The sequence below is a fragment of the Micromonospora sp. CNZ297 genome (assembly GCF_007827625.1).
In genome coordinates, this window is record NZ_VISU01000012.1 from 20,941 (window position 1) to 45,599 (window position 24,659).

Annotated in this window: 27 protein-coding genes; 15 read left to right on the forward strand and 12 right to left on the reverse strand. The window is 74.3% G+C overall.

Annotated elements, in window-relative coordinates:
- Nucleotides 1–387: 387 nt before the first annotated feature.
- Nucleotides 388–570 (forward strand): hypothetical protein, encoded by a 183-nt coding sequence (locus FB454_RS20825; protein WP_013476990.1) that lies wholly within the window; start codon nucleotides 388–390, stop codon nucleotides 568–570.
- A 5-nt stretch (nucleotides 571–575) separates the two neighbouring features.
- A complete protein-coding gene (locus FB454_RS20830) occupies nucleotides 576–1,004 on the forward strand; it encodes a DUF2267 domain-containing protein (protein WP_120573804.1) in 429 nt (142 codons plus the stop codon).
- Between the two features lie 240 nt (nucleotides 1,005–1,244).
- Here the strand turns inward: FB454_RS20830 and FB454_RS20840 are convergent, their stop codons facing one another.
- Entirely contained in the window at nucleotides 1,245–1,988 is a 744-nt protein-coding gene (locus FB454_RS20840) for a PIG-L deacetylase family protein (protein ID WP_123110439.1), read from the reverse strand.
- A gap of 185 nt (nucleotides 1,989–2,173) precedes the next feature.
- Between FB454_RS20840 and FB454_RS20845 the strand changes: the two genes are divergently transcribed.
- Both FB454_RS20845 and FB454_RS20850 read left to right on the forward strand, forming a co-directional pair.
- The gene (locus tag FB454_RS20845; RefSeq protein ID WP_013476987.1) at nucleotides 2,174–2,476 is read left to right on the forward strand and encodes a hypothetical protein; all 303 of its coding nucleotides are present in this window, start codon (nucleotides 2,174–2,176) and stop codon (nucleotides 2,474–2,476) included.
- 3 nt (nucleotides 2,477–2,479) lie between these two features.
- Nucleotides 2,480–3,757, forward strand: coding sequence for a JmjC domain-containing protein (locus tag FB454_RS20850; RefSeq protein ID WP_145755619.1), 1,278 nt, complete (start codon nucleotides 2,480–2,482; stop codon nucleotides 3,755–3,757).
- A gap of 97 nt (nucleotides 3,758–3,854) precedes the next feature.
- Here the strand turns inward: FB454_RS20850 and FB454_RS20855 are convergent, their stop codons facing one another.
- From FB454_RS20855 to FB454_RS20875, 5 genes are all read right to left on the reverse strand, one after another.
- Nucleotides 3,855–4,526 carry a hypothetical protein gene (locus tag FB454_RS20855; protein ID WP_145755620.1) on the reverse strand — a complete coding sequence of 224 codons (672 nt, stop codon included), beginning with the start codon at nucleotides 4,524–4,526 and terminating at the stop codon, nucleotides 3,855–3,857.
- Nucleotides 4,523–7,195: an FtsK/SpoIIIE domain-containing protein gene (locus tag FB454_RS20860; RefSeq protein WP_114920279.1), complete on the reverse strand. Its 2,673-nt coding sequence runs from the start codon at nucleotides 7,193–7,195 to the stop codon at nucleotides 4,523–4,525. Before FB454_RS20860 ends, FB454_RS20855 begins: the two co-directional genes overlap by 4 nt.
- Nucleotides 7,188–8,066 (reverse strand): hypothetical protein, encoded by an 879-nt coding sequence (locus FB454_RS20865; protein WP_145823310.1) that lies wholly within the window; start codon nucleotides 8,064–8,066, stop codon nucleotides 7,188–7,190. The genes FB454_RS20860 and FB454_RS20865 overlap by 8 nt, the downstream gene beginning before the upstream one ends.
- A gap of 8 nt (nucleotides 8,067–8,074) precedes the next feature.
- On the reverse strand, nucleotides 8,075–8,335 hold the full coding sequence (locus tag FB454_RS20870; protein WP_013286060.1) for a hypothetical protein: 261 nt from the start codon (nucleotides 8,333–8,335) through the stop codon (nucleotides 8,075–8,077).
- A 175-nt stretch (nucleotides 8,336–8,510) separates the two neighbouring features.
- Entirely contained in the window at nucleotides 8,511–8,888 is a 378-nt protein-coding gene (locus FB454_RS20875) for a hypothetical protein (protein ID WP_013286061.1), read from the reverse strand.
- Nucleotides 8,889–9,000: 112 nt separating this feature from the next.
- On the opposite strand from FB454_RS20875, the gene FB454_RS20880 reads away from it, so the two are divergent.
- From FB454_RS20880 to FB454_RS20885, 3 genes are all read left to right on the forward strand, one after another.
- A complete protein-coding gene (locus FB454_RS20880) occupies nucleotides 9,001–11,550 on the forward strand; it encodes an ATP-dependent Clp protease ATP-binding subunit (protein ID WP_013286062.1) in 2,550 nt (849 codons plus the stop codon).
- A gap of 62 nt (nucleotides 11,551–11,612) precedes the next feature.
- Nucleotides 11,613–11,783, forward strand: coding sequence for a hypothetical protein (locus FB454_RS34960; protein WP_186461629.1), 171 nt, complete (start codon nucleotides 11,613–11,615; stop codon nucleotides 11,781–11,783).
- Nucleotides 11,783–12,133, forward strand: coding sequence for a DUF3140 domain-containing protein (locus FB454_RS20885; RefSeq protein WP_013286064.1), 351 nt, complete (start codon nucleotides 11,783–11,785; stop codon nucleotides 12,131–12,133). Before FB454_RS34960 ends, FB454_RS20885 begins: the two co-directional genes overlap by 1 nt.
- A 47-nt stretch (nucleotides 12,134–12,180) precedes the next feature.
- Here FB454_RS20885 and FB454_RS20890 read toward each other — a convergent pair whose 3' ends face one another.
- Genes FB454_RS20890 through FB454_RS20900 form a run of 3 tightly spaced genes read right to left on the reverse strand, consistent with a single transcriptional unit; the run spans nucleotide 12,181 to nucleotide 14,089 of the window.
- Nucleotides 12,181–12,417: a hypothetical protein gene (locus tag FB454_RS20890; RefSeq protein ID WP_013476980.1), complete on the reverse strand. Its 237-nt coding sequence runs from the start codon at nucleotides 12,415–12,417 to the stop codon at nucleotides 12,181–12,183.
- Between the two features lie 20 nt (nucleotides 12,418–12,437).
- Complete coding sequence (locus FB454_RS20895; protein ID WP_047893392.1) at nucleotides 12,438–13,424, reverse strand: LysR family transcriptional regulator; 987 nt, start codon at nucleotides 13,422–13,424, stop codon at nucleotides 12,438–12,440.
- Between the two features lie 47 nt (nucleotides 13,425–13,471).
- Nucleotides 13,472–14,089: a hemerythrin domain-containing protein gene (locus FB454_RS20900; protein WP_145755622.1), complete on the reverse strand. Its 618-nt coding sequence runs from the start codon at nucleotides 14,087–14,089 to the stop codon at nucleotides 13,472–13,474.
- A gap of 128 nt (nucleotides 14,090–14,217) precedes the next feature.
- Between FB454_RS20900 and FB454_RS20905 the strand changes: the two genes are divergently transcribed.
- Together FB454_RS20905 and FB454_RS20910 are read left to right on the forward strand one after the other, a co-directional pair.
- Nucleotides 14,218–15,546, forward strand: coding sequence for a M20/M25/M40 family metallo-hydrolase (locus FB454_RS20905; RefSeq protein ID WP_145755623.1), 1,329 nt, complete (start codon nucleotides 14,218–14,220; stop codon nucleotides 15,544–15,546).
- Nucleotides 15,547–15,607: 61 nt separating this feature from the next.
- Nucleotides 15,608–16,261: a hypothetical protein gene (locus FB454_RS20910; protein WP_013286069.1), complete on the forward strand. Its 654-nt coding sequence runs from the start codon at nucleotides 15,608–15,610 to the stop codon at nucleotides 16,259–16,261.
- A 57-nt stretch (nucleotides 16,262–16,318) separates the two neighbouring features.
- Here the strand turns inward: FB454_RS20910 and FB454_RS20915 are convergent, their stop codons facing one another.
- Together FB454_RS20915 and FB454_RS20920 are read right to left on the reverse strand one after the other, a co-directional pair.
- On the reverse strand, nucleotides 16,319–16,510 hold the full coding sequence (locus FB454_RS20915; protein WP_030274256.1) for a DUF5703 family protein: 192 nt from the start codon (nucleotides 16,508–16,510) through the stop codon (nucleotides 16,319–16,321).
- A 70-nt stretch (nucleotides 16,511–16,580) separates the two neighbouring features.
- Complete coding sequence (locus FB454_RS20920) at nucleotides 16,581–17,549, reverse strand: aldo/keto reductase (RefSeq protein WP_013286071.1); 969 nt, start codon at nucleotides 17,547–17,549, stop codon at nucleotides 16,581–16,583.
- Nucleotides 17,550–17,713: 164 nt separating this feature from the next.
- Here FB454_RS20920 and FB454_RS20925 point away from each other — a divergent pair, with 164 nt between their 5' ends.
- Entirely contained in the window at nucleotides 17,714–18,766 is a 1,053-nt protein-coding gene (locus FB454_RS20925; protein WP_013286072.1) for an LLM class F420-dependent oxidoreductase, read from the forward strand.
- On the forward strand, nucleotides 18,763–19,599 hold the full coding sequence (locus FB454_RS20930) for an undecaprenyl-diphosphate phosphatase (RefSeq protein WP_013286073.1): 837 nt from the start codon (nucleotides 18,763–18,765) through the stop codon (nucleotides 19,597–19,599). Before FB454_RS20925 ends, FB454_RS20930 begins: the two co-directional genes overlap by 4 nt.
- A 69-nt stretch (nucleotides 19,600–19,668) precedes the next feature.
- On the opposite strand, the gene FB454_RS20935 is transcribed toward FB454_RS20930, so the two are convergent.
- A complete protein-coding gene (locus FB454_RS20935) occupies nucleotides 19,669–20,256 on the reverse strand; it encodes a hypothetical protein (protein WP_145823311.1) in 588 nt (195 codons plus the stop codon).
- A gap of 896 nt (nucleotides 20,257–21,152) precedes the next feature.
- On the opposite strand from FB454_RS20935, the gene FB454_RS20940 reads away from it, so the two are divergent.
- The 4 genes from FB454_RS20940 to mshC all read left to right on the forward strand — a co-directional run bounded on the left by FB454_RS20940 (nucleotide 21,153) and on the right by mshC (nucleotide 24,656).
- On the forward strand, nucleotides 21,153–21,866 hold the full coding sequence (locus FB454_RS20940; protein WP_041799019.1) for a histidine phosphatase family protein: 714 nt from the start codon (nucleotides 21,153–21,155) through the stop codon (nucleotides 21,864–21,866).
- Between the two features lie 87 nt (nucleotides 21,867–21,953).
- Nucleotides 21,954–22,535: a DUF3090 domain-containing protein gene (locus tag FB454_RS20945; RefSeq protein WP_013286077.1), complete on the forward strand. Its 582-nt coding sequence runs from the start codon at nucleotides 21,954–21,956 to the stop codon at nucleotides 22,533–22,535.
- Nucleotides 22,532–23,350 carry an SCO1664 family protein gene (locus FB454_RS20950; protein WP_013286078.1) on the forward strand — a complete coding sequence of 273 codons (819 nt, stop codon included), beginning with the start codon at nucleotides 22,532–22,534 and terminating at the stop codon, nucleotides 23,348–23,350. The genes FB454_RS20945 and FB454_RS20950 overlap by 4 nt, the downstream gene beginning before the upstream one ends.
- A gap of 67 nt (nucleotides 23,351–23,417) precedes the next feature.
- A complete protein-coding gene (gene mshC, locus FB454_RS20955; RefSeq protein ID WP_013286079.1) occupies nucleotides 23,418–24,656 on the forward strand; it encodes a cysteine--1-D-myo-inosityl 2-amino-2-deoxy-alpha-D-glucopyranoside ligase in 1,239 nt (412 codons plus the stop codon).
- Nucleotides 24,657–24,659: the final 3 nt, after the last annotated feature.

A 24,659-nucleotide genomic window follows, 5' to 3' on the forward strand; every position in this document is an offset into this window, starting at 1 on the left:
GTCTAGCCCCACCCCTGCGGCCCGGTGTGTTCGCGCCCCTGCGGCGCGACCGCCGGGCCGCAGCGCGTGCGCCGCGCACCTGCGGGTACCCCGGCGCGCAGCTACCCGGGATTACCCCGCGTGATGGTCGGGCGGGTAGCGCCGAGCATGGTGCCGATAAATGAGCCGCTTTCGCTGGTCAGCGAGCTGCAAAAAGCCTGATCGCTACATCGCTAGATCGGGCGTACACAACTGCTACCAGGACTACGCGCAGCGCAACGGCACCACACTCGCGGGCCTGCTGGACGCCTGATCGTCTCACCCGGTGCGGGTGAGGCCGGCTCACCCGCACCCGCCGCAGCATGGGTAGTGGGCGCCGGCTCGGGCGCCGCGACGAGGAGGTGGGTCATGACGGTACGGGTGGTGGCGGACCGACGCCGCGGTGGCGTACTGCACGTGGTCGGCAGCTCCGAGGCGGCACGGCGGGGCGAACGGCCCGGCCGGTTCAGCCCGACCCGGCTGTGGCGGGGCCCCAGCGGCCCGCCGCGCCGCGCCGACGACCGACGCTGGGAGACCGAAGCACGGGGGTGAGCCCGATGGCCGAACAGCTTTTGTCCGCGTTCGAGTCCTCGCTGGACAAGACGAACGTGATCCTCAAGGAGATCGAGTCCGCGTACGGCTGGCCGAAGGAACGGCGCAACCAGTCCTACGCCGCGCTGCGTACCGTGCTGCACCTGCTGCGGGACCGGCTGCCGGTGCAGGAGAGCACAGAGTTCGCCCAGCAGTTGCCGGTGCTGGTGCGCGGGATCTACTTCGACGGCTGGCAGCCGGAGAACGTACCGATCAAGCTCAACCGCGACGACTTCCTGTACGAGGTGCGCCAGGGCTTCCCGTACGACGCCGAGGGCGGCGCGCAGCGGGTGGTGCAGGTCGTGCTGGACACGCTGCGGCGGCACGTCACCCAGGGCGAGTGGGAGGACGTGAAGGCCACCATGCCGGGTGACCTGCGTCAGATGATTCCCTGATCCGGCACCGGACCGGCCCGTCCCGCCCCCGGGGGGGGGGGGGCCGCCGGCGTCCGGGACACCGGCAGCCCGCCCCGCCGGGCCAGGAAGCGGGCCACCGGCTCGGCCGGGTCTTCGCAGCCGCTCGACGTGCGTGAGGTAGCGGCTCATCTTCACCGCCACGCAGACGTCGCCGGGCGTACGCTCCCGCCAGTCCCGGTACTGCCAGCCCGACGTGCCGACCAGGAACGTCGCCGCGCCCTACTGAAGGTTGATCTGGAAGACCTCGAACGTGGCGCCGAACCGCGTGCCGAGCCGGCTGCCGGCCGGCCGGGCCATGCCCTCCAGGAACTCCTCGGCGTCGAAGCCGCCGTCGCCGAGCCCGCTCAGGTACGCCCCGTGCGCCCGCAGCGACGCCACGCCCCGGTCGAACGTGCCGGTCACGTCCACCCCGTGCCGGGCCGCCGGCGACCCGGCCGCCCACACCTCACGCACCCGCGACCACGGCTGCGTGCCGTCGGTGAGCTGCTCCGGGAAGATCCACCGGTTGCCGGCGTCGCGGACCGCGTCCAGCGTGGCCCGGCCGCAGGCGATGTGGTCGGCCTGGTTCAGCGCGTACGCCCCGTCCCACGTCTCCCGGAAGTTGTTCGTCAGCACCACGTCCGGCCGGTGCCGGCGCACCACGGCGGCGATGGCCCGGCGCAGCGGCACGCCGTACTCCAGCAGCCCGTCGGGCAGGCCGAGGAACTCGACCTCCGACACCCCGACCACGGCGGCGGAGGCCCGCTGCTCCTCCTCGCGCACCACCCGGGCGCGTTCCGGCGTCATCCCGTCGATGCCCGCCTCGCCGCTGGTGAGCAGGCAGTACACGACCTCCTTGCCCTGCCCGGTCCAGCGCGCCACCGCGGCGGCGGCGCCGAACTCCAGGTCGTCGGGGTGGGCCACCACTGCGAGCGCCCGCTGCCAGTCCTCGGTCAGCGGGGTGAGCGGCTCCGGCTGCGTCACGTGCGTCTCCTCGCGTCGTCCTCCCGCCATCCTGGCATCCACCCGTCCCGGCCGCTTGCCCCGCGAACCGTCCGTACGGCGGCGTCCGGGCGTCTACGGTGTGGTTAGAGAAGATCGGGCGTGGGGTACCACCCGCTGCACACGGACCCCGGCACCACGCGGGGCGGCACACCGAGGGAGCACCCATGGCATTGAACGACGACGACATCCAGAGCAGCGGCGGCAGCGGCCTGGAAGGCCCGGCCGACGGCGGTGCGACCCCGGGTCAGCACGACGGTGGCGCGGACGGCGGCGCGGAGGGTCCGGCTGACGGCGGCGCGACCCCGGGTCAGCACGACGGTGGCGCGGACGGCGGCGCCGAGGGCCCCGCTGACGGCGGCGCGACCCCGGGTCAGCACGACGGTGGCGCGGACGGCAGCGCGGAGGGTCCGGCCGACGGCGGCGCGACCCCCGGCCAGCGCGACGGCGGCGCCGACGGCAGCGCCTGACACATGAGCACCACGCACGTCGACCCGCCGGGTGGCCACGGCCGCCCGGCGGTTCCGTTCTCCGCGACCGAAGCGCTGGCCCGGTGCGTGGCGGTGGAGCCGGCCAAGTTCGCCGCCGACCACTGGGGGCGCAGCCCGCTGCTGTCCCGCGCCGCCGAACTGCCCAACCCGGACGGCTTCACCGACCTGCTCAGCCCCGCCGACGCCGACGAGCTGCTCAGCCGCCGCGGCCTGCGTACCCCGTTCCTGCGGGTCGCCAAGGACGGCCAGCTCGTGCCGGCGGCGCGGTTCACCGGCGGCGGTGGCGCCGGCGCCGAGATCGGCGACCAGGTCGTCGACGAGAAGGTGCTGGCGCTGTACGCCGACGGCGCGACGCTGGTGTTGCAGGGCCTGCACCGCACCTGGCCGGCGCTCGTCGACTTCGCCCGTGACCTGGGCACCGCGCTGGCCCAGCCGTTGCAGGTGAACGCCTACCTGACCCCGGCCGGCAGTCAGGGCTTCGCCACCCACTACGACACCCACGACGTGTTCGTGCTCCAGGTGGACGGGCGCAAGCACTGGCGGATCCACCCGCCCGTGCTGGCCGACCCGCTGGAGCGCCAGCCCTGGGGCGGCCGGGCCGACGAGGTCTCCGCGACCGCCGACGGGCGCCCCGAGCTGGACGTCGTGCTCGAACCGGGCGACGCGCTCTACCTGCCGCGCGGCTGGCTGCACAGCGCCCAGGCGCAGGAGTCCAGCTCGCTGCACCTGACCGTGGGCATCCGGGCGCTGACCCGGTACGCCGTGGTCGAGGAGCTGCTCGCGCTCGCCGCCGAGGACGCGCGGCTGCGCGCGAGCCTGCCGTTCGGGCTCGACCTGGCCGACCCGGACGCGATCGAGCCGGAGCTGACCGAGACCGTCGAGGCGTTGCGCGACTGGCTGCTGCGGGCCGACCCGGCGGCGGTGGCCGGCCGGCTGCGCGCCCGGGTCTGGCCGGCCGCCCGCCCGGCGCCGATCCGGCCGCTGGCCCAGGCGCAGGCGCTGGCCCGGCTCACAGCGGACAGCGAGGTGGCGGTGCGTGGCGGCCTGCGCTGGCAGCTCGCCCCGGCCGCCGACGGACGGGTCACGCTGCGCGTGCCGGACCGGACGCTCACGCTGCCCGGCACCTGCGAGGCGGCGCTGCGCGCGCTGCTGACCGGCGAGGTGACCCGGGTCGGCGACCTGCCCGGCCTGGACGACGACGCCGACCGCCTGACCCTGGCCCGCCGCCTGCTGAAGGAGGCGGTCCTGACCCCCGCCTGACGGGCGCGATCATGAGGTTGACCGGCGGTGCGACGTGGCGTGTCGCGCCGCCAACCTCATGATCGACGGCCCGAGAGAGGGCGTGGGGAGGGGGCGGTCAGCGGGTGTAGGTCACCGTGAGCAGGAGCAGGGTCGTGACCAGGCCGGAGGCGGCCACCAGGATCATCGGGCGTGGGGTCAGCACCGCGTGGCGGCGGTCGGCCAGCAGCCGGGCCGGCGCCAGCCCGATCACCGGACCGAGCAGCGTCACCACCAGCGCCAGCACCGGCAGGCCCACCGCCAGGTCACCGCTGGCACCGGCGGCGAGCGCCCGCGCACCCACCCCCAGCGCGTACGCCAACAGCGCCCCGCCGATGCCGCACGCGACCAGCAGCGGGTTCACCGAGCCGGGCAGCTCGCCCGGCGCCCCGGTGCGGTCCAGCAGCTCCCGGACCGCCCGCAGCAGCGGCACCGGGTCACCAGCCGCGCCGCGTACCGGGCCGGGCGGGTCGCCCAGCCGCCGGGCGCCCACGCCCAGCCGGGCCCGCAACTGCGTCCACAGGTGAGTCACCTCGCCGTCGACGCGCTCCACCAGCAGGGACGCCTCGGCCACCTCCGCCTCGGCCTGCCGCACCTGCTCGGCGGCCTCCGCCACCGCCCGTTCGGCGGCGGCCACCTGCTGGGCGTACCAGGTGTGCGCCTCGGCCCGCTGAGCGGACACCCGGGCGGTCAGCTCGGCGAGCCGGCGGATCTGCGCGTCGTACGTCTCACTGGCAACCGGTTCGTTCATCGGGAGGGACCATAAGGGATGATCACCTGTCCGGTGCGGTGCACCGCCCGGTCGAAGTAGAGACCGCGCCACGGCCGGGGATACCAGTCCGGCCCGCCGCTGCCCGGATACAGCGAGGAGCCCAGCTCACCGCCCTGCACGTCCAGCGCCACCCAGGCGCCGATCTGGTCGGTGCGCGCGCCCGCGCCGCCCAGGTCGACGCGCATCCGGGCCACGCCGCGCCACCACGCCAGCACGTGCGTACGCCGCTCCGGCCCGTCGTGCAGGATCCGGCGCAACTGCTCCAGCCCGGTGCGCGTACCGGCCTTGCCGGCGAGCGCCGCGGCGGCCGCGTCCACCGCGTACAGCAGCAGGAAGTGCGGGGTACGCGCCGCACCCGGCGCGCCGAGTCCGTCGCCCACCTCGGCCATCAGCTCCGGCACCGTCTCCTCGTCGTACCAGGAGGCGTCGCCTTCCAGATCCTCGTACAGGGCGCGGGCGGCCGGGTCGGCGTCCGGGTCCAGGCAGGCGATGGAGAACCGGGCGGTGCCGGGCCGGTACTGCCGGGCCAGCGACCGGGCGGCGGCGTCGAGCACCGCGCACGCCTCGTCCACCCGGGTGCCGAGCACCGCCAGGTTGCGGCCGGGAGCGCGGGGCAGCCGCAGCGCCGCCGAGCGGGACTGCACGTCGATGATCTCGCCGAGCAGCGCCACCGGGCTGCGCGGCACGCCCTGCTCCGGCGCGGTCAGCGCGCGGAAGTCCGGCGCGTCGGCCAGCTTCGGGATCGCGTCGCCGTCGAACAGCCGGGCCGGCGCGGCGTCCTGCGGGCGCATCCGCCACAGCCGGTGCTGAAGCTCGCTCCACGTCTCCCAGTCGCTCGCCGACGGGATCCGGGCCACCTCGTTCCCCTCGGCCAGGCCCGACTCGGCGTTGATCACCGCGTGGTGGCGGGGCAGCGATTGCGCCGCGTCGTTGCGCTCGGCCAGGATGCGCAGCGCCTTCGGCAGCGCGATCCGCAGCGTGAACTGGGCGACCAGCGCCGGCCGCCCCCACAGCGCCTCGATGCCGCGCACGTCCTGCGAGGCCAGCACCAGGTGGATGCCCTGCGACCGGCCCCGCCGGGCCAGGTCCTCCAGCAGGTCGGCGGCCTCCCGGGCGACCACGTCCCGGCCGGCGAGCAGCGCCTGGAACTCGTCGACCACCGCCACGATGCGCGGCCAGTGCCCGTCCGGGTCCACCGCGCGCAGCTCGGCCAGCTTGGTGACCTCGTGCTTCTTCGCGGCGTCGGCGCGCCGGCGTAGCTCCTCGGCGAGGAAGCGCAGCAGCGCCAGGCCGAACTCCCGGTCGGTGTTGACGTTGATGCCGACCAGCCGCATGTGCGGCAGCCAGCTCGGGTCGCGCCGGCCCTGCGCGAACCGGGCGAAGGACACGCCCTCCTTGAAGTCGAGCAGATAGAACTCCAGCTCGGCGGGGGAGTAGCGGGCGGCGAGCGCGCCGATCCAGGCGAAGATCAGGTTCGTCTTGCCGGTGCCCGACGGGCCGCCGATCAACGCGTGCGGCGGGTAGTCGCCGAGCGTGAGCAGCACCTGCCGCCCGTGCGGGCCCTCGCCGATCGGGGCGCTGAGCCCGTGCGCCGAGTCCTCCCGCCAGTACTCGTCCGGCGGCGGGAGCAGGTCGGTGAACGGCGTCGGCGGCGGGCCGGCGGCCACCCGGGAGGCGACGGTGCGGCAGGTCTCGGTGACCAGGGCGGGCGGCGGCGGCGCGTCGAGCACCACCGGCAGCCCGGCCACCCGGGCGTCGTCCGGCTCAACGGTGATCCGGGTGACGGTCGGGTCGTCGGGCAGCTCGATGCCGCGGACCACCAGGTGCACGCCGCAGGCCGCACCGGTACGCACCACCCGGTCGAGCTGGCCGCGCTCGTGCCGGGACAGCTCGTCGCCGCCGAGCAGCACCGCCACCCGCCACGGCTCCGGCCGGCGTCCGGTGGCGGCGGCCAGTTCGCGCAGCGAGCCGTACTCACCGGCGAGCACCGTGGCGTTGATCCGGCGGATCTGCTCCACCAGGTCGTCCAGCAGGCGGCCCAGCCCGCCCGGCCCGACGAACGTGAGCAGCCCGGCCGTGCCCAGCGGCGCGAATCCGGCCAGACCGCCGCCCAGGTGCTCCGGGTCGTACCCGTACAGCCGCACCGCGCCCGGGTCGGCCCGCCCGACCGAGCGCAGCAGCAGCGCGGGGACCACGGCGGCGAGCCCGTCCCGGTCGCCGCCGGCCAGGTGCGCGTGCCCGGCGTCCAGGAGCGGGACCAGCGCCGGCACCGGTTCGGCGCCGTCGAGGCGTACCGTGCCGACCCGCAACGCGCCGGGCGGCTCGGACCGGCCGGCGGACGTGGCCTGCCAGCGGTCCCAGGGCGCGGACGCCGCGCCCGGCGCCTCCCGCTGTGCCGCGGCGGCGGCCCGCCGGGCCAGCTCGGCGAGGCGGGCCGTGTGCCGGGCGTCGATCTCGGCCAGGCGCCGGTCGCGGGCGGCGCCCACCCGGGCGGGCACGGCCGCGGCGGCCCGGCGGGTACGCGCCAGCCGCTCCCGGCTCGCGGCCAGCTCGGCCTCGGCGGCGGTGAGCCGGGTACGGGTGGCGCCCAGGGCCTCGGAGAGCATCCCCCGGACCCGCGTCACCAGTTGAGCGCGGACGTCAGCCACGGGACGGCTCCCGATCGTCGGTGTCCTTGGGCAGGTCCCGGCCGAGCCGGTCGAGCAGCACCCCCGTGAGCACACCCGCGGTGACCGCCGGGTCGGCCGCGTGCGGCTGCTCCGCGTCGTCGTCGCGGCGCGGCGGGGGCATCCGGCACACCCGGGTCAGCAGCGTGTCCAGCACCGGCCGCGGCAGCCCGGGCAGCAGGTCGCGGACCCGGGAGTCCAGCGCGCCGCGCAGCCGGGGCAGGTCGTCCGCGCGGGGCGGATGGCCGAGCAGCTCACCGGCCAGCTCGCGCAGCAGCGGCGGGGTGATCGCGGCCAGCCCCAGCCCCACGTCGGCGTGCGCCCGGTGCAGCTCGCGGTGCAGCCGGTCCCGGTCACCGGAGCGGATCCCGGCGACCACCCGGTGCAGCAGCTCGTGGGAGTCCTCGACGCGTTCGTCCGGCTCGTCCGGCGCGCCCTCCCGGCCGCCGGTCAGCTCCGCCACCCGCACCGCCCACCAGCGCCGTACCGCCGGCTGCTCACCCGGCTCGGCGGCCGGGCCGGCCGCGGGCGGCTCCTCGCCGCGCGGCGTGTCGTGCTTCGGCGGCCGCTCGCCCGGCGGCGCCGGCCGCGCCCCGTCCGGCGCCAGCCCGATCGCGGCCAGGTACGCGGTGAGCTGCTCCTGCGCCACGCGCAGCGCGTAGCCGGCGGTCTCGGCGTGCTCGGTGGCCGAGGACAGCTCCGGTACCCCCATCGGGTCGGACGACTCCTGGCGCACCCAGCGCAGCCGCTCCTGCGCCTGGCCGAGCTTCTCCAGCGCGGCGGCGAGCTGCGCCAGCGGCAGTTCCTCGGCGGCGGCGCGCACCTGCGCGCCGATGTCCTCGACTATGGACACGGCCGGCCTCAGAGCGTCGCGACGTAGAGCTGTGCCTGTTCCACCGCGACCAGTGTCGCGGCCAGACACTCCTCCAGTTCCTGGCCCGCCTGTGTCAGCGAGGCCTGGGCCGCCTCGACCGTCTCGTGACCGCTGCCCTCCAGCGCGCCGGCCAGCGTCTGCTGCGCCTCGGCCAGCTTCTCGCCGGCTGCCTGCACCGCTGTCTGGCCGTCACCGATCTGCTGGAGAGCGACATCGATGGCGGCCTTCAGCTCGGCGACGCTCGCCACGGGGACCTCCTGGGGGCGGAAGAGATCTCCATTACAACCCATCGGAACGGGTGGACGAACATCCACCCTCGCGTGGTTGCGGCCCTCGTGTCCGGTTCCCGCGTTGACGTGCGCGAAGACCCGGCCGGCGGTCCCGCCGGCGGACGCCGTGGTCCCGCTCGCGGGACCGGCCGGGCTAAGGGCGCAGCCAGCGCGGGCCGCGTACCTCCGCGCCCAGCGCGGTCACCCGCTCGCGCAGCTCCCGGTCGGCGGTGACCACCACCCGCCGCCGATCCGGTGCCGCGGCGACCAGCTCGACCATCGTGTCGTCGCCGGAGCCGGGCGCGGAGACCACCTCCACGCCGGGCGCGGGTGCCACGTGCCGGGCCGCGCCCTCCACCACCAGCACCACCTGCACCGGTGGCGGCAGCTCCGGCGGCACGCCCGCCTCGCCGACGGGCGCCAGCGCGTCGCGCAGCCGGACCGCCGCGCCGGCCCGGTCGCGCCACCAGCCGTCCGGGCGCGAGCCCACCACGTTCGCGCCGTCCACGATCAGCAGCGGTCTGCTCTCCATGCCCCCCAGCCTGCCATCCGGTCGCGTTTGTCGCGCCGACCGCCGGGTAGCCACCGCCGACCGTGCCGCGCGTGCCGGGTGCCGGTCGTGCCGACTGACTGCGGAGGACGAGATGATGGGACCGGGTGACTTCGGCAACGACCCCTGGGACGAGTTCCTGGCCCGATACTTCGGCCGGGGCGAGGGGGGACGCCGGCCGGCGCACCGGGTCGACATCACGCGCCTGATGACCGCCGACGCCCGGGAGATGCTCGCCGACGCGGCCCGCCGCGCCGCCCAGAAGCACAGCAACGACCTGGACACCGACCACCTGCTCTGGGCGGCGTTGCAGCGCGAGCCGTTGCGTGACCTGGTCCGTCGGGCCGGCGCCGACCCGGACGCGCTGCTGGGCGCGCTGGGCGGGCGCGGTGAGGGCGCACCGCGCGGCGAGGTGCCGCCGAACCTGTCGCTGACCCCGGCCGCGAAGCGGGCGCTGCTGGACGCGCACCAGCTGTCCCGCGCCATGGGCGCCAACTACATCGGTCCCGAGCACATCCTGATGGCGTTGCCGCTGAACCCCGAGTCGCCGGCCGGCCGGATGCTCGCCGCCGGCCGGATCCAGCCCGAGTCGTTGCAGGCGGCCAGCGCCGAGCGCGGCGCGGCGAACGCCCCGCGCCCGGACCGGGGCACCCCGACGCTCGACCAGTACGGCCAGGACCTCACCGAACTGGCCCGGATGGACCAGATCGACCCGGTGATCGGCCGGGCCGACGAGATCGAGCAGGCGGTGGAGATCCTGTCCCGGCGGACCAAGAACAACCCGGTGCTGATCGGTGAGGCCGGTGTCGGCAAGACCGCGATCGTGGAGGGCCTGGCCGAGCGGATCTGCGACGGGGACGTGCCGCAGACGCTGATCGGCAAACGGGTGATCCAGCTCGACCTGTCCGGCCTGGTCGCCGGCACCCGCTACCGGGGCGACTTCGAGGAGCGCCTGAAGAAGGTGATCGACGAGATCCGCGCCCACCGCGAGGAGCTGATCATCTTCCTGGACGAGATCCACACGCTGGTCGGCGCGGGCGGCGCCGGCAGCGAGGGCGGAATGGACGCGTCGAACATGCTCAAGCCCGCCCTGGCGCGCGGCGAGCTGCGGGTGATCGGCGCGACCACGCTCGACGAGTACCGGCGCAGCATCGAGAAGGACGCCGCACTGGCCCGCCGGTTCCAGCCGGTGCTGGTGCCCGAGCCGACGGTCGACGACACCATCGCGATCCTGCGCGGCCTGCGCGACCGGTACGAGGCGCACCACCAGGTCCGGTTCACCGACGAGGCGCTGATCGCCGCCGGTGAGCTGTCCGACCGGTACGTCACCGACCGGTTCCTGCCGGACAAGGCGATCGACCTGATCGACCAGGCCGGCGCGCGGGTGCGGCTGCGCACCCGTACCCCCGCCGAGGACGTGCGCGAGCTGGAGCAGCAGCTCGACGAGACGCGCCGGGACAAGGAGCAGGCGGTCTCCGACGAGCAGTACGAGCGGGCCTCCGCGCTGCGCGACCGGCTCGCCGAACTGGAGGACCAGGTCCGCCGCGCCCGCGGCGACGAGGGCCCCAGCCACGTGCCCGAGGTGGGGCCGACGGAGATCGCCGAGGTGGTCTCCCGGGCCACCGGCATCCCGGTCACCCAGCTCACCGAGGAGGAACGCGACCGGCTGCTGCGCCTGGAGGGGCACCTGCACGAGAAGATCATCGGCCAGGACGACGCCGTCAGCGCCGTCGCCGAGGCGGTACGCCGCTCCCGCACCGGGCTGGCCGACCCGGACCGGCCGATGGGCAGCTTCCTGTTCCTCGGCCCGACCGGCGTCGGCAAGACCGAGCTGGCCCGCGCGCTCGCCGAGGCGCTGTTCGGCGAGGCGGACCGGATGGTCCGGGTGGACATGAGCGAGTTCCAGGAACGGCACACGGTCAGCCGGCTGGTCGGCGCCCCGCCCGGGTACGTCGGCTACGAGGAGGCCGGTCAGCTCACCGAGGCGGTCCGCCGCCGCCCGTACGCGGTGGTGCTGCTTGACGAGATCGAGAAGGCGCACCCGGACGTGTTCAACATCCTGCTCCAGGTGCTCGACGACGGCCGGCTCACCGACAGCCAGGGCCGCACCGTGAACTTCAAGAACACCGTCCTGATCATGACCAGCAACCTCGGCTCGGAGCTGATCACCGGCACCCAGCGCACCGTCGGCTTCGCCACCGGCGGGCCCGGCGAGCAGGAGAGCGACGAACTGCGGGAGCGGCTGATGCGCCGGCTCCAGGAGAACTTCCGCCCGGAGTTCCTCAACCGCATCGACGAGGTGATCATCTTCCAGCGGCTGGAGGCCGAGCAGCTCCGCCAGATCACCGGGCTGCTGCTGGAGGAGACCCGCCGCCGCATGCACGCCCAGGACATCCAGGTCGACTTCAGTACGGCGGGCGTCGACTGGCTCGCCGAGCACGGCTACCAGCCGGAGTTCGGCGCCCGGCCGCTGCGCCGGGTGATCCAGCGCGAGGTCGACAACCGGCTGTCCCGGATGCTGCTGGAGAACGAGGTCTCACCGGGGCAGAAGGTCACCGTCGACACCCGTGACGACCAGCTCGTCTTCGACGTCGCCGCCGGTGAGCGGGGCTACACGCCGGCCACCACGTCCCATCCCCGATGACCGGCCGGGGCCCGTCCCGGCCGGGCCGGGACGGGCCGTCACCGAAGGACCGGAGGGCGGACATGACCGAACCGGAGGAAGTCCCCGACGACGACGCCGGGGCCGGTGAACCGATCGAGGCGGCCCCGACGGCGAACCCGTCCCGGGTCCGGGTGCCGCCGGAGGGTCTGAAGCAGCACACACCGAACGAGGGCGAGCCGGCACCCGGGCCGCCGCCGGGAGAGGAGGCGTGATGGTACGCGAGGCGCGACTCGACCCCGAGGTCGAGGTGATCTGGGACGACTTCCACGCCGAGGTGAACGTGTCCTCCGAGACGCTGCGGCAGTGGCTGCTGACCCGCGGCTCGGGAGAGGAGGCGTTCGGTCCGGGCCCGGACCTGGACCTGCCCGAGCCGGGCCGGCAGATCCTCGCCGTGCTGCGCAAGCGCAAGGTGGACCTCACGCCGGAGGACATCGAGGTGATGCGGGAGGCGATCAGCCGGATCCGGGAGCTGACCGCGCAGCGGCCACGCCGGGGCAACGCCGACGACGAGTGGCGCCACGCCCTGCTCGACCTCGGTCACGACGTACTCGTCGAACGCTGAGCCGGTGCGGCGGCGCCCGGGCGGACCACCCGCCCGGGCGCCGCGCGCTACTCCGACTCCAGGCTGGGCAGCCGCAGCCCGGCCGCGTCCGCCGCGGCCTGCCGGTCGGCCCGGGCGCGTTCCTCGCGGCTGAGCAGGTTGGCGTACTCGGTCACGTCGGCCGGCCCCGGCACCTCCGGCAACCGGCGCAGGAACGCCTCCACCTCGGCGGAGGCGGTGGTGTGCGCGGTGGCCGCCTGGCGCAGCAGCTCCCGCTGGTCGGCGGCCGGATACAGATCAGTCATGTCGCCGGTGATACCCGGGTTCAGGCGATTCGCACCCCGCCCGAGCCGTTGGGCTGCACGCCGAACTCCGGGTGCGCCAGCAGCCAGCCCAGGTATTCCGGATGGTTCGCCAGCGCGTCCGTGTACGCGGCGACCGCCGCCGCCAGCACCGGCTCGGCCACCGCCGCGGCCGGCACGTCCGGATGCCAGCCCAGCAGCAGCCGCCAGCGCAGCGGCGTGCCGGCCAGCCGGCGGGTGACCAGCCCGGCCACCGGACGGAACGTGGCCTGGCACAACGCCACCGCCTCGCCCGCGTCCACCAGGTCCAGCGCGGCCCGCACGTCCGCCTCGTACACCTTCTTCGGGGTGAAGCCGGCGCGGGCGCAGGCGGCGGCGAAGCAGTCGCCGAAGCAGCCGTCGCCCGGCGCGGCCACCCACCGCTCGCGCCGCAGGTCGACCAGGTCGACCTCGGCGTGGCCGGCCAGCGGGTGGGTCTGCGGCAGCAGCACGCAGATCGGCTCGACCGCCACCTCCCGCCAGCTCAGCCCGAACCCCGCCGACGGCGTCGAGTCGCCGCACACGCCGGTCAGTGCGAAGTCGAGCCGGCCACCGGCCACCATCTGCGCCAGCTCGTCCACCGACCAGGAGCCGTACGTGGTGATCTGCGCGTCCGGCCGCTCGGCGGCGAGCCGGTGCACCAGCCGGCCCAGGATCGGGCTGTTCACCCCGCCGAAGCGGTACCGGCGCAGCGGATCGCCCGCACCGGCCATCCGGGCCGCCTCGTCCCGCAGGCCCTTCATCGCCGGCAGCAGCACCCGCGCCCGGTCCAGCACCAGCTCACCCAGCGCGGTGGGACGGGCGCCGCGGCGGTCCCGTTCGAACAACGGCCCGCCCAGCGCCCGTTCGATCCGCTGAAGCTGGGCGGTCAGCGCCGGCTGGGCCAGGCCGAGCGCCGAGGCGGCCTTGGTGACGCTCCCCGTCTCCGCGATCGCGCAGACCACACGCAGGTGTCGCAGCTCCAGATCCATACCGTGACGGTAGGACCACGAACCGATACACGGAAGGGGCGATCGGCTCACCCCTCGCGCGGATGCTCCAGGTCGCTCAGCCGGGTACGCCGTCCGGTGACCGCGTCGCGCACCTTGTCCAGCACCCCGACCGCCGGTTCGACGATCTTGTTCCAGGGCGGGGTGGCGGGCGTGCCGGGGTGCGGGCGGGTCGGCGCCGCCTCCTCCGCGATCTCCCACCGGTTGCCCAGCCGGATCAGATCGGCGTCGCTGGCCACCTCGCGCAGCGGCGTGACCAGCGCCGCGACACGGCTGACGTGCCGGCGGACCCGCTCGGCCACGTCCGCGACCGCCGGGTCGTCCGCCCCGGACAGCTCCTTGAGCGCGGTCAGCAGCCCGGCGTCGGCTTCGATCTCCCGCTCGACCAGCTCGGCGGCGTCCGGCATCGCGGCGCGGGCGGCCGGGAAGAGGTACTGCTCCTCGGCGGACAGGTGCCGGGACACCGCGGCGGTCAGGACGTCGAGCACCTCGCGCCGGCCGGCCGCGTCCAGCGCCGGATCGGTGACCCGGTCGGCCAGCCCCAGCAGCGCCCGGTGCTCGGTGTCCACGAGGTCGGCGACGCTGCGCCCACCCGGCCGGTACGCGTCGTCGGCGGTGGGCGGCAGCGGCGGCAGGGGGACGGTCATGGTGCCCTCCTCGTGACGGCCGGAGTCGATGTCCGGGCGGTCCGGCGGTACCCGGCGCGGCGATCCGCGAAACCGCCGCCGTGCCACCGGCGGCCCGCGACCACCTCACCTGCTGGTATAAGGAAGCGATGACGAGCGACGCCGCCCCCGCCCGACCCGACGCCACCGACGAGGTCGTCGACCTCTGCCGCGACCTGCTGCGCATCGACACCACCAACACCGGCGACAACGACACCAGCGCAGGGGAGCGGCGCGCCGCCGAGTACGTGGCGGAGAAACTCGCCGAGGTCGGCGTCGACGCCGAGATCCACGAGTCGGCGCCCGGCCGGGCCAACCTGGTCGCCCGGATCGCCGGCACCGAGCCCGGCCGCGACGCGCTGCTCGTGCACGGCCACCTCGACGTGGTGCCCGCCGACCCGGACGAGTGGTCGGTGCACCCGTTCTCCGGCGAGATCCGCGACGGCTACCTGTGGGGTCGCGGCGCGATCGACATGAAGGACTTCGACGCCATGGTGCTCGCCGTGGTCCGCGACTGGCAGCGCACCGGCGTACGCCCCCGGCGCGACGTCGTGCTCGCCTTCACCGCCGACGAGGAGGCCGGCAGCGACTACGGCGCGCACTTCCTCACCCAGCACCACCGCGACCTGTTCGACGGCTGCACCGAGGCGATCGGCGAGGTCGGCGGCTTCTCCTACTCGGTCGACGAGCAGCGCCGCCTCTACCTGATCGAGACCGCCGAGAAGGGCATCGACTGGCTGCGCCTGCACGCCAGGGGCCGGCCCGGCCACGGCTCGATGGTGCACGACGACAACGCCGTCACCGCGCTCGCCGAGGCGGTCGCCCGGATCGGCCGGCACCGCTTCCCGGTGGTGATGACCGACACCGTGCGGGCGTTCCTGGCCGAGGTGTCCGACGTGCTCGGCATCGAGATCGACCCGGACGACCCGGAGACCGCGATCGCCAAGCTCGGCCCGATCGCCAACATCATCGGCGCGACCGTCCGCAACACCGCCAACCCGACCCGGCTGGCCGCCGGCTACAAGGACAACGTCATCCCCGGCCGGGCCACCGCCACCATCGACTGCCGCAGCCTGCCCGGGCAGAGCGAGGAACTGGAGCGGCAGCTGCGCGAGCTGGTCGGGCCGGACATCGCCATCGAGTACGTCCAGCGCCAGCCGGCCCTGGAGACCACGTTCGACGGTGACCTGGTGGCGCGGATGTCGGAGGCGCTGCGCGCCGAGGACCCGGGCGCCCACCCGGTGCCGTACATGCTCTCCGGCGGCACCGACGCCAAGGCGTTCTCCCAGCTCGGCATCCGCTGCTTCGGTTTCGCGCCGCTGCGGCTGCCCGCCGACCTCAATTTCTCCGGCCTGTTCCACGGCATCGACGAGCGGGTTCCGCTGGACGGACTACAGTTCGGCGTGCGGGTTCTGGACCGCTTCCTCCGTACCTGCTGACCGCGCCCGCCGCGGCGCCGCCGGCGCGGAACCTCCCCCCATCGCGAAGGGACTGCCACACATGACCGACCAGCACGGTGAGCTGGACGCCGCCCTCGAGCGGGTGATCGACGCCGCCCGCGCCCACCTGGCCGCCGTCCGGGCCGCCCAGGGCCGGATCGACGACGACGCCGTCTGGCAGGCGTACGTCGCGTTGAACAACGCCTCGTTCGCCTACGACGAGCAGCTGCTCGACGCGTTCGGCGAGGTGACGCCCTGGGACGTGGAGTCGATCGACCCGGACGAGGCCGACGAGCGCTTCGGCGCCGTCGAGGGCGGCGAGCCCACCGACCCGCACCCGCGGGTCATCTCGGTGCGGCAGCGGCGCGACTACCGGGTGCCGAGCGTCGCAGCGCTGCTGCGCGCGGCCGAGGCGGCCCGCCGGGAGGGCACCCCGGAGGAGGACGAGCCGGCGCCGGTCGAGGGCGTCGGCGAGGCGGTGCTGGAGCTGCTGCAGAGCGGCGACGGCTCGCTGTCCGCGCTCGACGTGCCGGAGCTGGAGCCGCTGGACGGTGTGGTGATGGTCAGCGAGGTCGGCACCCCCGTCGACCTGGAGTCGTTCGACGACGACGACCCGGTCGGCCCGTTCCAGCCGGCCGCCGACGACCGGCTGGTCGGCCGGCTCGACGAGCACCCGTTCATGGAACTCGACGAGGAGCACGACCACGCGCACTAGGCCGTGCGCGGCCCCGGGGCGGCGCCGCGTCGCGCGGCCCCGGGGACGGGCCCCTCGTCAGTACGACAGACCCGGCTGCGACTGGTTGACCAGGCGGCGCCGCAGCACCACCTGCCGCGTGCCGTCCCGGTAGAGCCGCACCCGGGCCAGCTCCCAGCCGGAGAACTCGGCCTGGATCGCCAGCTGCGCCGCGGCGGTCAGCCGATCGACGTTCGAGGGCAACCGCAGCGGCGCGTATTCGTAGTCCATGCCCCTATGCTGCCCAGGTCGCGGGCCCTCCGCCACCCCCTGCGGTTGACCCGGATCGCCCTCGTACGGCTCAGCCGTCGCGCTCCGGATAGCCCACCGGCACCGCCGACACGTCGTCCAGCGCCGTGACGATCTCCTCCGGCAGCGTCATCCGCTCCACCTGCAACGCGCCGAGCAGCTGCCCGACGGTCCGGGCGCCCAGGATCGGCGCGGTCACGCCCGGCCGGTCCCGCACCCAGGCCAGCGCCACCTCCAGCGGCGACACGCCGAGCCCGCCGGCCGCGATGGCGACCGCCTCCACGATGCTGGAGCAGCGCGGCTCCAGGTACGTCGCGACGAACCGCTCGAAGTGCGGCGACACCGCCCGCGAGTCGGCCGGGCGGCCGTTGCGGTACTTGCCGGTGAGCACGCCCCGGCCCAGCGGCGACCAGGGCAGCACGCCCAGCCCCATCCCGGCGCAGGCGGGCAGCACCTCCCGCTCCACGCCGCGCTCCAGCAGCGAGTACTCCACCTGCGCGGCGACCACCGGGGCGCGCCCCGGCCAGGCGGCCTGCCAGGCGGCGGCCCGGGCGGTCTGCCAGCCGGAGAAGTTCGACACACCCACGTAGCGGGCCTTCCCGCTGGACACCGCGTGGTCCAGCGCCGAGAGCGTCTCCTCCAGCGGGGTGTCCGGGTCGTACCCGTGCACCTGCCACAGGTCGACGTGATCGGTGCCCAGCCGGCGCAGCGAGGCGTCCAGCGTACGCAGCAGGTGACCGCGCGATCCGTCCCGGCGGCGGCTGCCCGGCCGCAGGCCCGCCTTGGTGGCGATCAGCAGCTCGTCGCGGTCCACCAGGCTGCCCAGCAGCGAGCCGATCACCGACTCGGCGTCGCCGTCGGCGTACACGTCGGCGGTGTCGACGAGGTTGCCGCCCGCGTCGAGGTAGCTCTTCAGCTGGGCGGCCGCGTCGTCGGCGTCGGTGTCCCGTCCCCAGGTCATGGTGCCGAGCGCGAGCCGCGATACCGCCAGCCCGCTTCGGCCGAGCGGTCGCTGTTGCATGCGTGAACCTTATTTCGAACCCGGCGTCACGGATATCCTCGCCGCAGTCAACTTCCCGCGCGAGCTCCACCCGGTGTGACATGTTCGGGGCGAGCCGGACGTCGAGGGCGCCACGCTCATTGCGTAACCTGATGCGACCTGTGGTGCGGACGGTGGGAGGATCAGTGCGACTCGGGCTCAACCTCGGATACCAGACGGCGTGGAGCACGCCCTTCGACCACCTGGCGCTGGCCCAGGAGGCGGACCGGCTCGGCTACTCGGTGGTCTGGGCCGCGGAGGCGTACGGCTCGGACTCGCCGAGCATGCTGGCCTGGATCGCCGGTCAGACGGAGCGCATCGACGTGGGCTCCGCGGTCATGCAGATCCCGGCCCGTACCCCCGCCATGACCGCGATGACCGCCGCGACCATCGACACGCTCTCCGGCGGCCGGTTCCGGCTCGGCCTGGGCGTGTCCGGCCCGCAGGTCTCCGAGGGCTGGCACGGCGTGCGGTTCGCCAAGCCGCTGGCCCGCACCCGGGAGTACGTCGACATCGTCAAGCTGGCGGTGGCCCGCAAGGAGGTCGCGTACGACGGCGAGCACTACACGCTGCCGCTGCCCGACGGCCCCGGCAAGGCGCTGCGGCTGGGCTTCCACCCGCCGCGCGACCACATCCCGATCTACCTGGCCGCAGTCGGCCCGAAGAACCTGGAACTGGCCGGCGAGATCGCCGACGGCTGGCTGGCCGTCTTCTACTCACCGGAGTTCGCCGAGGAGCACCTCGCCTCGGTGCGCGCCGGGCGCGCGGCGGCGGGCAAGGAACTGGCCGGCTTCGACGTGGTGCCGTCCGTGCCGGTCGTGGTCGGCGACGACATCGCCACCTGCGCCGAGCTGGTGCGCTGGTACGCCGCGCTGTACGTGGGCGGCATGGGCAGCCGCAAGCAGAACTTCTACAACCAGCTCGCCACCCGGATGGGCTACGGCGACGCCGCCCGCGAGGTCCAGGACCTCTACCTGGCCAAGCGGCAGCGCGACGCGGCCGCCGCCGTACCGATGGAGTTCATCGACCGCACCTCGCTGCTCGGCCCGAAGGAGCGCATCGCCGAGCGGATGCGGGAGTACGCCGCCGCCGGCGTGACCACGCTGTCGGTGTCGCTGTTCGTGGCCGACCGGGACAGCGGGGTGCAGACCCTGCGTACCGTCGCCGAGGCGCTGGAGCTGTCCGGAGTCGGCGAGTGACCTGGATCGAGGCCATCGTCCTGGGCCTGGTCCAGGGACTGACCGAGTTCCTTCCGGTGTCCTCGTCCGGGCACCTGCGGATCACCTCGGCCCTGTTCTTCGGCCGGGACGCGGGCGCGTCGTTCACCGCGGTGACCCAGCTCGGCACCGAGGCCGCCGTCCTGATCTACTTCGCCAAGGACATCTGGCGGATCGTCCGGACCTGGTTCGTCGGCCTGGTCGACCGTTCGGTGCGGTCGAGCCTCGACTACCGGATGGGCTGGTACGTCATCGTCGGCACCATCCCGATCGGCATCTTCGGGCTGATCTTCAAGGACCAGATCCGCACCGCCGGCCGGAACCTCTGGCTGATCTCCTGCACGCTGATCATCGGTGCGATGCTGCTGGCCTTCGCCGAGTACTGGGGCCGGCAGACCCGTACGCTGGAGAACTTCCGGATGCGCGACGGCGTCATCATGGGCTTCGCCCAGGCCGCGGCGCTGGTCCCCGGCGTCTCCCGCTCGGGCGGCACCCTGACCGCGGGCCTGCTGCTCAACCTCACCCGGGAGACCGCGGCCCGCTACTCGTTCCTGCTGGCGATCCCGGCCGTGGTGATCTCCGGCGTGTTCAGCCTCCCCGACGTCTTCGAGCCGTCCGCGCCGGGCACCGCGGCGCCGAGCGTGGCGCAGATGGTGATCGCGACGCTCATCGCGTTCGCCGTCGGCTACGCGGCCATCGCGTGGCTGCTGCGCTACGTCGCACACCACACGCTGTACGTCTTCGTGCTGTACCGGGTGGCGCTGGGCAGCCTGGTGATCTGCCTGCTGGCGACCGGCACGATCAGCGCGACCTGACGCTGTCTCCTGGTACGCGAAAGGCCGGCACCCCGTTGGTTCGGGGTGCCGGCCTTTCGCTGTTCTTACTCAGCTGTTCCAGTGCTGGGCGACGAGGTCGGCGGCCTGCTGCTCCCACTGGGCGTAGTGGTCGGGGTAGGCGGAGACCTGGACGGTCTGGGCGGCCTTGGTCAGCGGCATGTCCTGCCAGCCGTCGACCTGCTTGAGGCCCTTCAGGAAGGCGGTGGTGGAGTATTCGGGGTCGGTGATCTGCTCGACCGTGCCCCAGCCGGAGGAGGGGCGCTGCTGGAACAGGCCCTGCGAGTCGTGGTCGTTACGGTCGCCGAGGTGGCCGAGGTTCTCCAGCTTCGACTCCTGCAGTGCCGTGGCGATGGAGACGACGGCGGCGCGCTCGTCCATGCCGGCCTTCTTGGTGGCGGCGATGATGGCCTTGACGTTGGCGGTCTGCTCGTCGTTGAGGTCGATGTGGGACTGGGTGCCCTGCACGCCGTGCGGGATGAGTGTGGCGGTGTCGAGCTTCGCGGCGGCGTGAGTGGTGGTGACCGCTGCGTCCCGCGTGGGGGTGGTGGTGTCGTGGTTGAGGGGGCCGGCGGCGAGGCCACCGGCGACGGTCAGACCGGCGATACCGAGGATGCTCTTACGCAGGATCGTGTTCATGAGGGGGCTCCATTCGGGGGTCGACGCCCGCGCCGAAAGGGGATTCGGTGCGGGTGCGAGCACCGTCAGGCGCTCAAGAAAGGTTCTTGGGGGGATCCGGCGTCCTGCTCACACGCGGCCCGCAGCACGCCCGGGGGTGGCGTGCGGGGGTTCGGCTGGGTGGCGCCGGAGACATCCACAACGACCGCGGGCCCAGGATGCATTCCCGGACCCTGCCACCCGCGCTCGCGTGCTGCCGGGGGTGCTGCTGCGGTCGTTCACCAGGTATAACGCCCCGGCCCGGTCCCCGATTCCGCCAGCCGGGTGTCCCCGACCACCCCGAAACCGGACACCCGACGCAGCCCGGACACCGCCCCCATCCACCCGGGCCCGCCATGTCCCCCCGCCACCGACGTCGCGCCCGCCCGCGTCCCGCCCGCCCGCGTCGCGCCCGCCCATGTCGCCCGCCCCGCGTCGCGCCCGCCCGCGTCCCGCCGCGTCGATCATGAACTTAGCGGCATCGTCTGTCCGGTTTGTCTCCGCCAACCTCATGATCGGCCGAGTGGGTGGGTCCGCGAGGGTGGAGCTGGTGGCGCGAGCCCGGCCGGAGCGGGGCACCCGGCATCCGCCCACGCTCGACGGGAGATCTTGGTACGAGAAGGCCCCCAGAGGGGCGCAAACCTTCCAAGTTCTCCGCCGCCACGCACCTGATCCCGGCGAGGCCCGGGCGTCGCCCACGGGACGCCTTCCGTCGGTCGATCATGAAGTTGGCCGGGATTGCCGTCCGATTTGTCCAGGCCAACCTCATGATCGACGCCGAAAGGGGGGCGGAGGGGGCGGAGGCGGGCCGGGAGCCGGGAGCGGGCGGGAACGAGCTGTCGTGGCGGGACGATCATCGGGGGGACGTACCGCCTAGGGTGGTCAGCGTGGCGACCCTTCTGCTTCTGCGACACGGCCGGACCACCGCGAACGCCGACGGCGGCCTGGCCGGGCGGCAACCGGTCGAGCTGGACGACACCGGCCGGGCGCAGGCCACGGCGGTCGGCGGGCGCCTCGCCGGGCTGCCGCTGGCGGCGGTGGTGACCAGCCCGCTCATCCGCTGCCGGCAGACCCTCGACCTGGCGCTTCCCGGCGCCGAGCCGGTCGTCGACGAAGGGCTGATCGAGTGCGGGTACGGCGACTGGGAGGGGCAGTCGCTGAAGAAGCTGGCGAAGGAGCCGCTCTGGCCGGTGGTGCAGCAGCACCCGAGCGCCGCCGCGTTCCCGCAGGGCGAGTCGATGGCGGCCATGTCGGCGCGCGCGGTCGCCGCGGTACGGGCGTGGGACGCCCGGGTCACCGCCGAGCACGGGCCGGAGGCCATCTGGCTGGCGTGCAGCCACGGCGACGTGATCAAGGCGATCGTGGCGGACGCGCTCGGCGTACACCTTGATCTTTTTCAGCGGATCGTGGCCGACCCGGCGTCGGTGACGGCGATCCGCTACACCCCGTTGCGACCGTTCCTGGTCCGGCTCAACGACACCGGCGGTGACCTGTCGGCGCTGGTCCCGCCGCCGCGCAAGCGGCGCCGGCGACCGGCGCGGGCGGCCGAGTCCGACGCGGCGGTCGGTGGAGGCGCGGGCGCGGCCGGGTGAAGCGGGCGTACGCGGCGCGTTCGCTCTGGGCGGATTCGGCGTCGGTGGGCTGCGCGGTGCTTCCACACGCCGGATAGGGTCGTGGGTATGACGCACCAGGTGCACGCCTTCGAGCCGCCGGAGCGGTTCGTCGCCGGTACGGTCGGCCCGCCGGGGGAGCGCACGTTCTTCCTCCAGGCGCGCGGCGGCGGCCGGCTGGTCAGCGTGTCGCTGGAGAAGGTCCAGGTGTCGTTGCTCGCCGAGAAGCTGGAGGAGCTGCTCGCCGAGGCGCAGCGCCGCTTCGGCGTGAAGCTTCCGGAGCCGGTCACCACCGTGACCGGCGACAACGAGCCGCTCGACACGCCTGTGGACGAGGAGTTCCGGGTCGGCACGCTGGGCCTGGCCTTCGACGTGGACACCGCCACCGTGGTGATCGAGGCGATCGCCGTCGGTGAGGCCGAGGTCGAGGTCGAGCTGGGCGACGCGGACGACGACGCCGACGAGGACCCGGACGAGCCGGACGACGACCTCGACCGCCTGCGGGTGCGGCTGACCCCGGAGGCGACCCGCGAGTTCATCGAACGGGCCAAGCGCGTCGTGAACGCCGGCCGGCCCCCCTGCCCGCTGTGCGGCCAGCCGCTCGACCCGGCCGGTCACCTCTGCCCCCGGCACAACGGCTATCACCGGTGACCTCGTCGGAACTGCAGCCCCGACAGGACGGCGCCGAGGCACTGCGGCTGCTCGCCGACGGTGAGCTGACCCTGGAGGGGCGGCTCGTCGACGCCTCCAACGCGACGCTGCGCGGCGTCATCGCGCTCGGCGACGTGACAGCGCACTGTGTCTACAAGCCGGTACGCGGCGAGCGCCCGCTCTGGGACTTCCCGGACGGCACGCTCGCCGGCCGGGAGGTGTCCGCCTACCTGGTGTCCCGGGCCACCGGCTGGGACCTGGTTCCGCCCACGGTGCTGCGCGACGGCCCGTTCGGCCCCGGCTCGTGCCAGCTCTGGATCGACGAGCCGGACGACGCCGAGCCGCTCGTTGGATTCGTGCCGGCGCGGGAGATCCCGCCGCGCTGGTTCCCGGTCGCCGCGGCGCGCGACGACGACGGGGCGGCGTACGCGCTGGCGCACGCCGACGACCCCCGCCTGGCCCGGCTCGTCGTGCTCGACGCGATCATCAACAACGCCGACCGCAAGGGCGGGCACGTGCTCGTCGGCCCGGACGACCGGATCTACGGCGTCGACCACGGCGTGAGCTTCCACGTCGAGGAGAAGCTGCGTACGGTCCTGTGGGGCTGGGCCGGCCGCGAACTGCCGCCGGACGCGGTGGAGATGCTCGACGGCCTGGCCGGGCAGCTCCGCGGGCCGCTCGGTGAGGAACTGGCCGAGCACCTGACCATCGGTGAGCTGGCCGCGCTGGCGGAACGGGTCGAGCGGCTGCGCGAGAGCGGCCGGTTCCCCCTGCCGCCGCAGGAGTGGCCGGCGATGCCCTGGCCACCCATGTGAGCTGCTGTCGCGTTGATCACCCGTAGGGCGGCACCCGAGCGTCTGACGGATCGTTAGGCTGGCGGTCATGGAGTCTTGGGCGGGACATGACGTGCCACGGCTGCCCGGCGAGGGCGTGTCGCTGAGGTTGTACGACTCGGCGCGGCAGGGCGCCCATCCCAGCCGGCCCGAGGGCGCGGCCTCGATGTACGTCTGCGGCATCACCCCGTACGACGCGACGCACCTCGGGCACGCCGCCACCATGATCACGTTCGACCTGGTGCAGCGGATGTGGCGCGACGCCGGCCTCGACGTGCGGTACGTGCAGAACGTCACCGACATCGACGACCCGCTGCTGGAGCGCGCCGAACGCGACGGCGAGGACTGGAAGGTCCTGGCCATGCGGGAGACCGCGCTGTTCCGCGAGGACATGGAGGCGCTGCGGATGATCCCGCCGGCGCACTACGTCGGCGCGGTCGAGTCGATCCCGGACATCGCCGAGAAGGTGCTGATGCTGCTCAAGGACGGCGCGGCGTACCGGCTCGACGACGGCACCGGCGACGTCTACTTCGACATCTCCGCCGCGCCCCGCTTCGGATACGAGTCCAACCTGACCCGCGAGCAGATGATCGAGCTGTTCGCCGAGCGCGGCGGCGACCCGGAACGCGCCGGCAAGCGCGACCCGCTCGACCCGCTGCTGTGGCGCGGCGCCCGCGAGGGCGAGCCGTCCTGGCCCGGCGGCGACCTGGGCCCGGGCCGTCCCGGCTGGCACATCGAGTGCACAGTCATCGCGTTGAACCTGCTCGGCGACCGGATCGACGTGCAGGGCGGCGGCAACGACCTGATCTTCCCGCACCACGAGTGCTCCGCCGCGCACGCCGAGCGGCTGACCGGCGAGGCACCGTTCGCCGACCACTACGTGCACGCCGGCATGATCGGCCTGGACGGCGAGAAGATGTCGAAGTCCCAGGGCAACCTGGTCTTCGTGTCCCGGCTGCGGGCCGACAAGGTCGACCCGATGGCGGTCCGGCTGGCGCTGATGAGCGGGCACTACCGCAGCGACCGCTCCTGGACCGACGACCTGCTCACCGAGGCGCAGGAGCGGCTGGGCCGCTGGCGGCGGGCCGCCGCCGCGCCGGCCGGGCCGTCGGGGGCGGCGTTGCTGGCCGCGGTACGCGAGCGCCTGGCCGACGACCTGGACACGCCGGGTGCGTTGGCGGCGGCCGACCGTTGGGCCGAAGGAACCCTGAACGGCGTCACGGACGACGAGACCGCTCCGGCCCTCTTCCGAGACACGGTGGACGCCCTCCTAGGCATCGCCCTCTAGCCC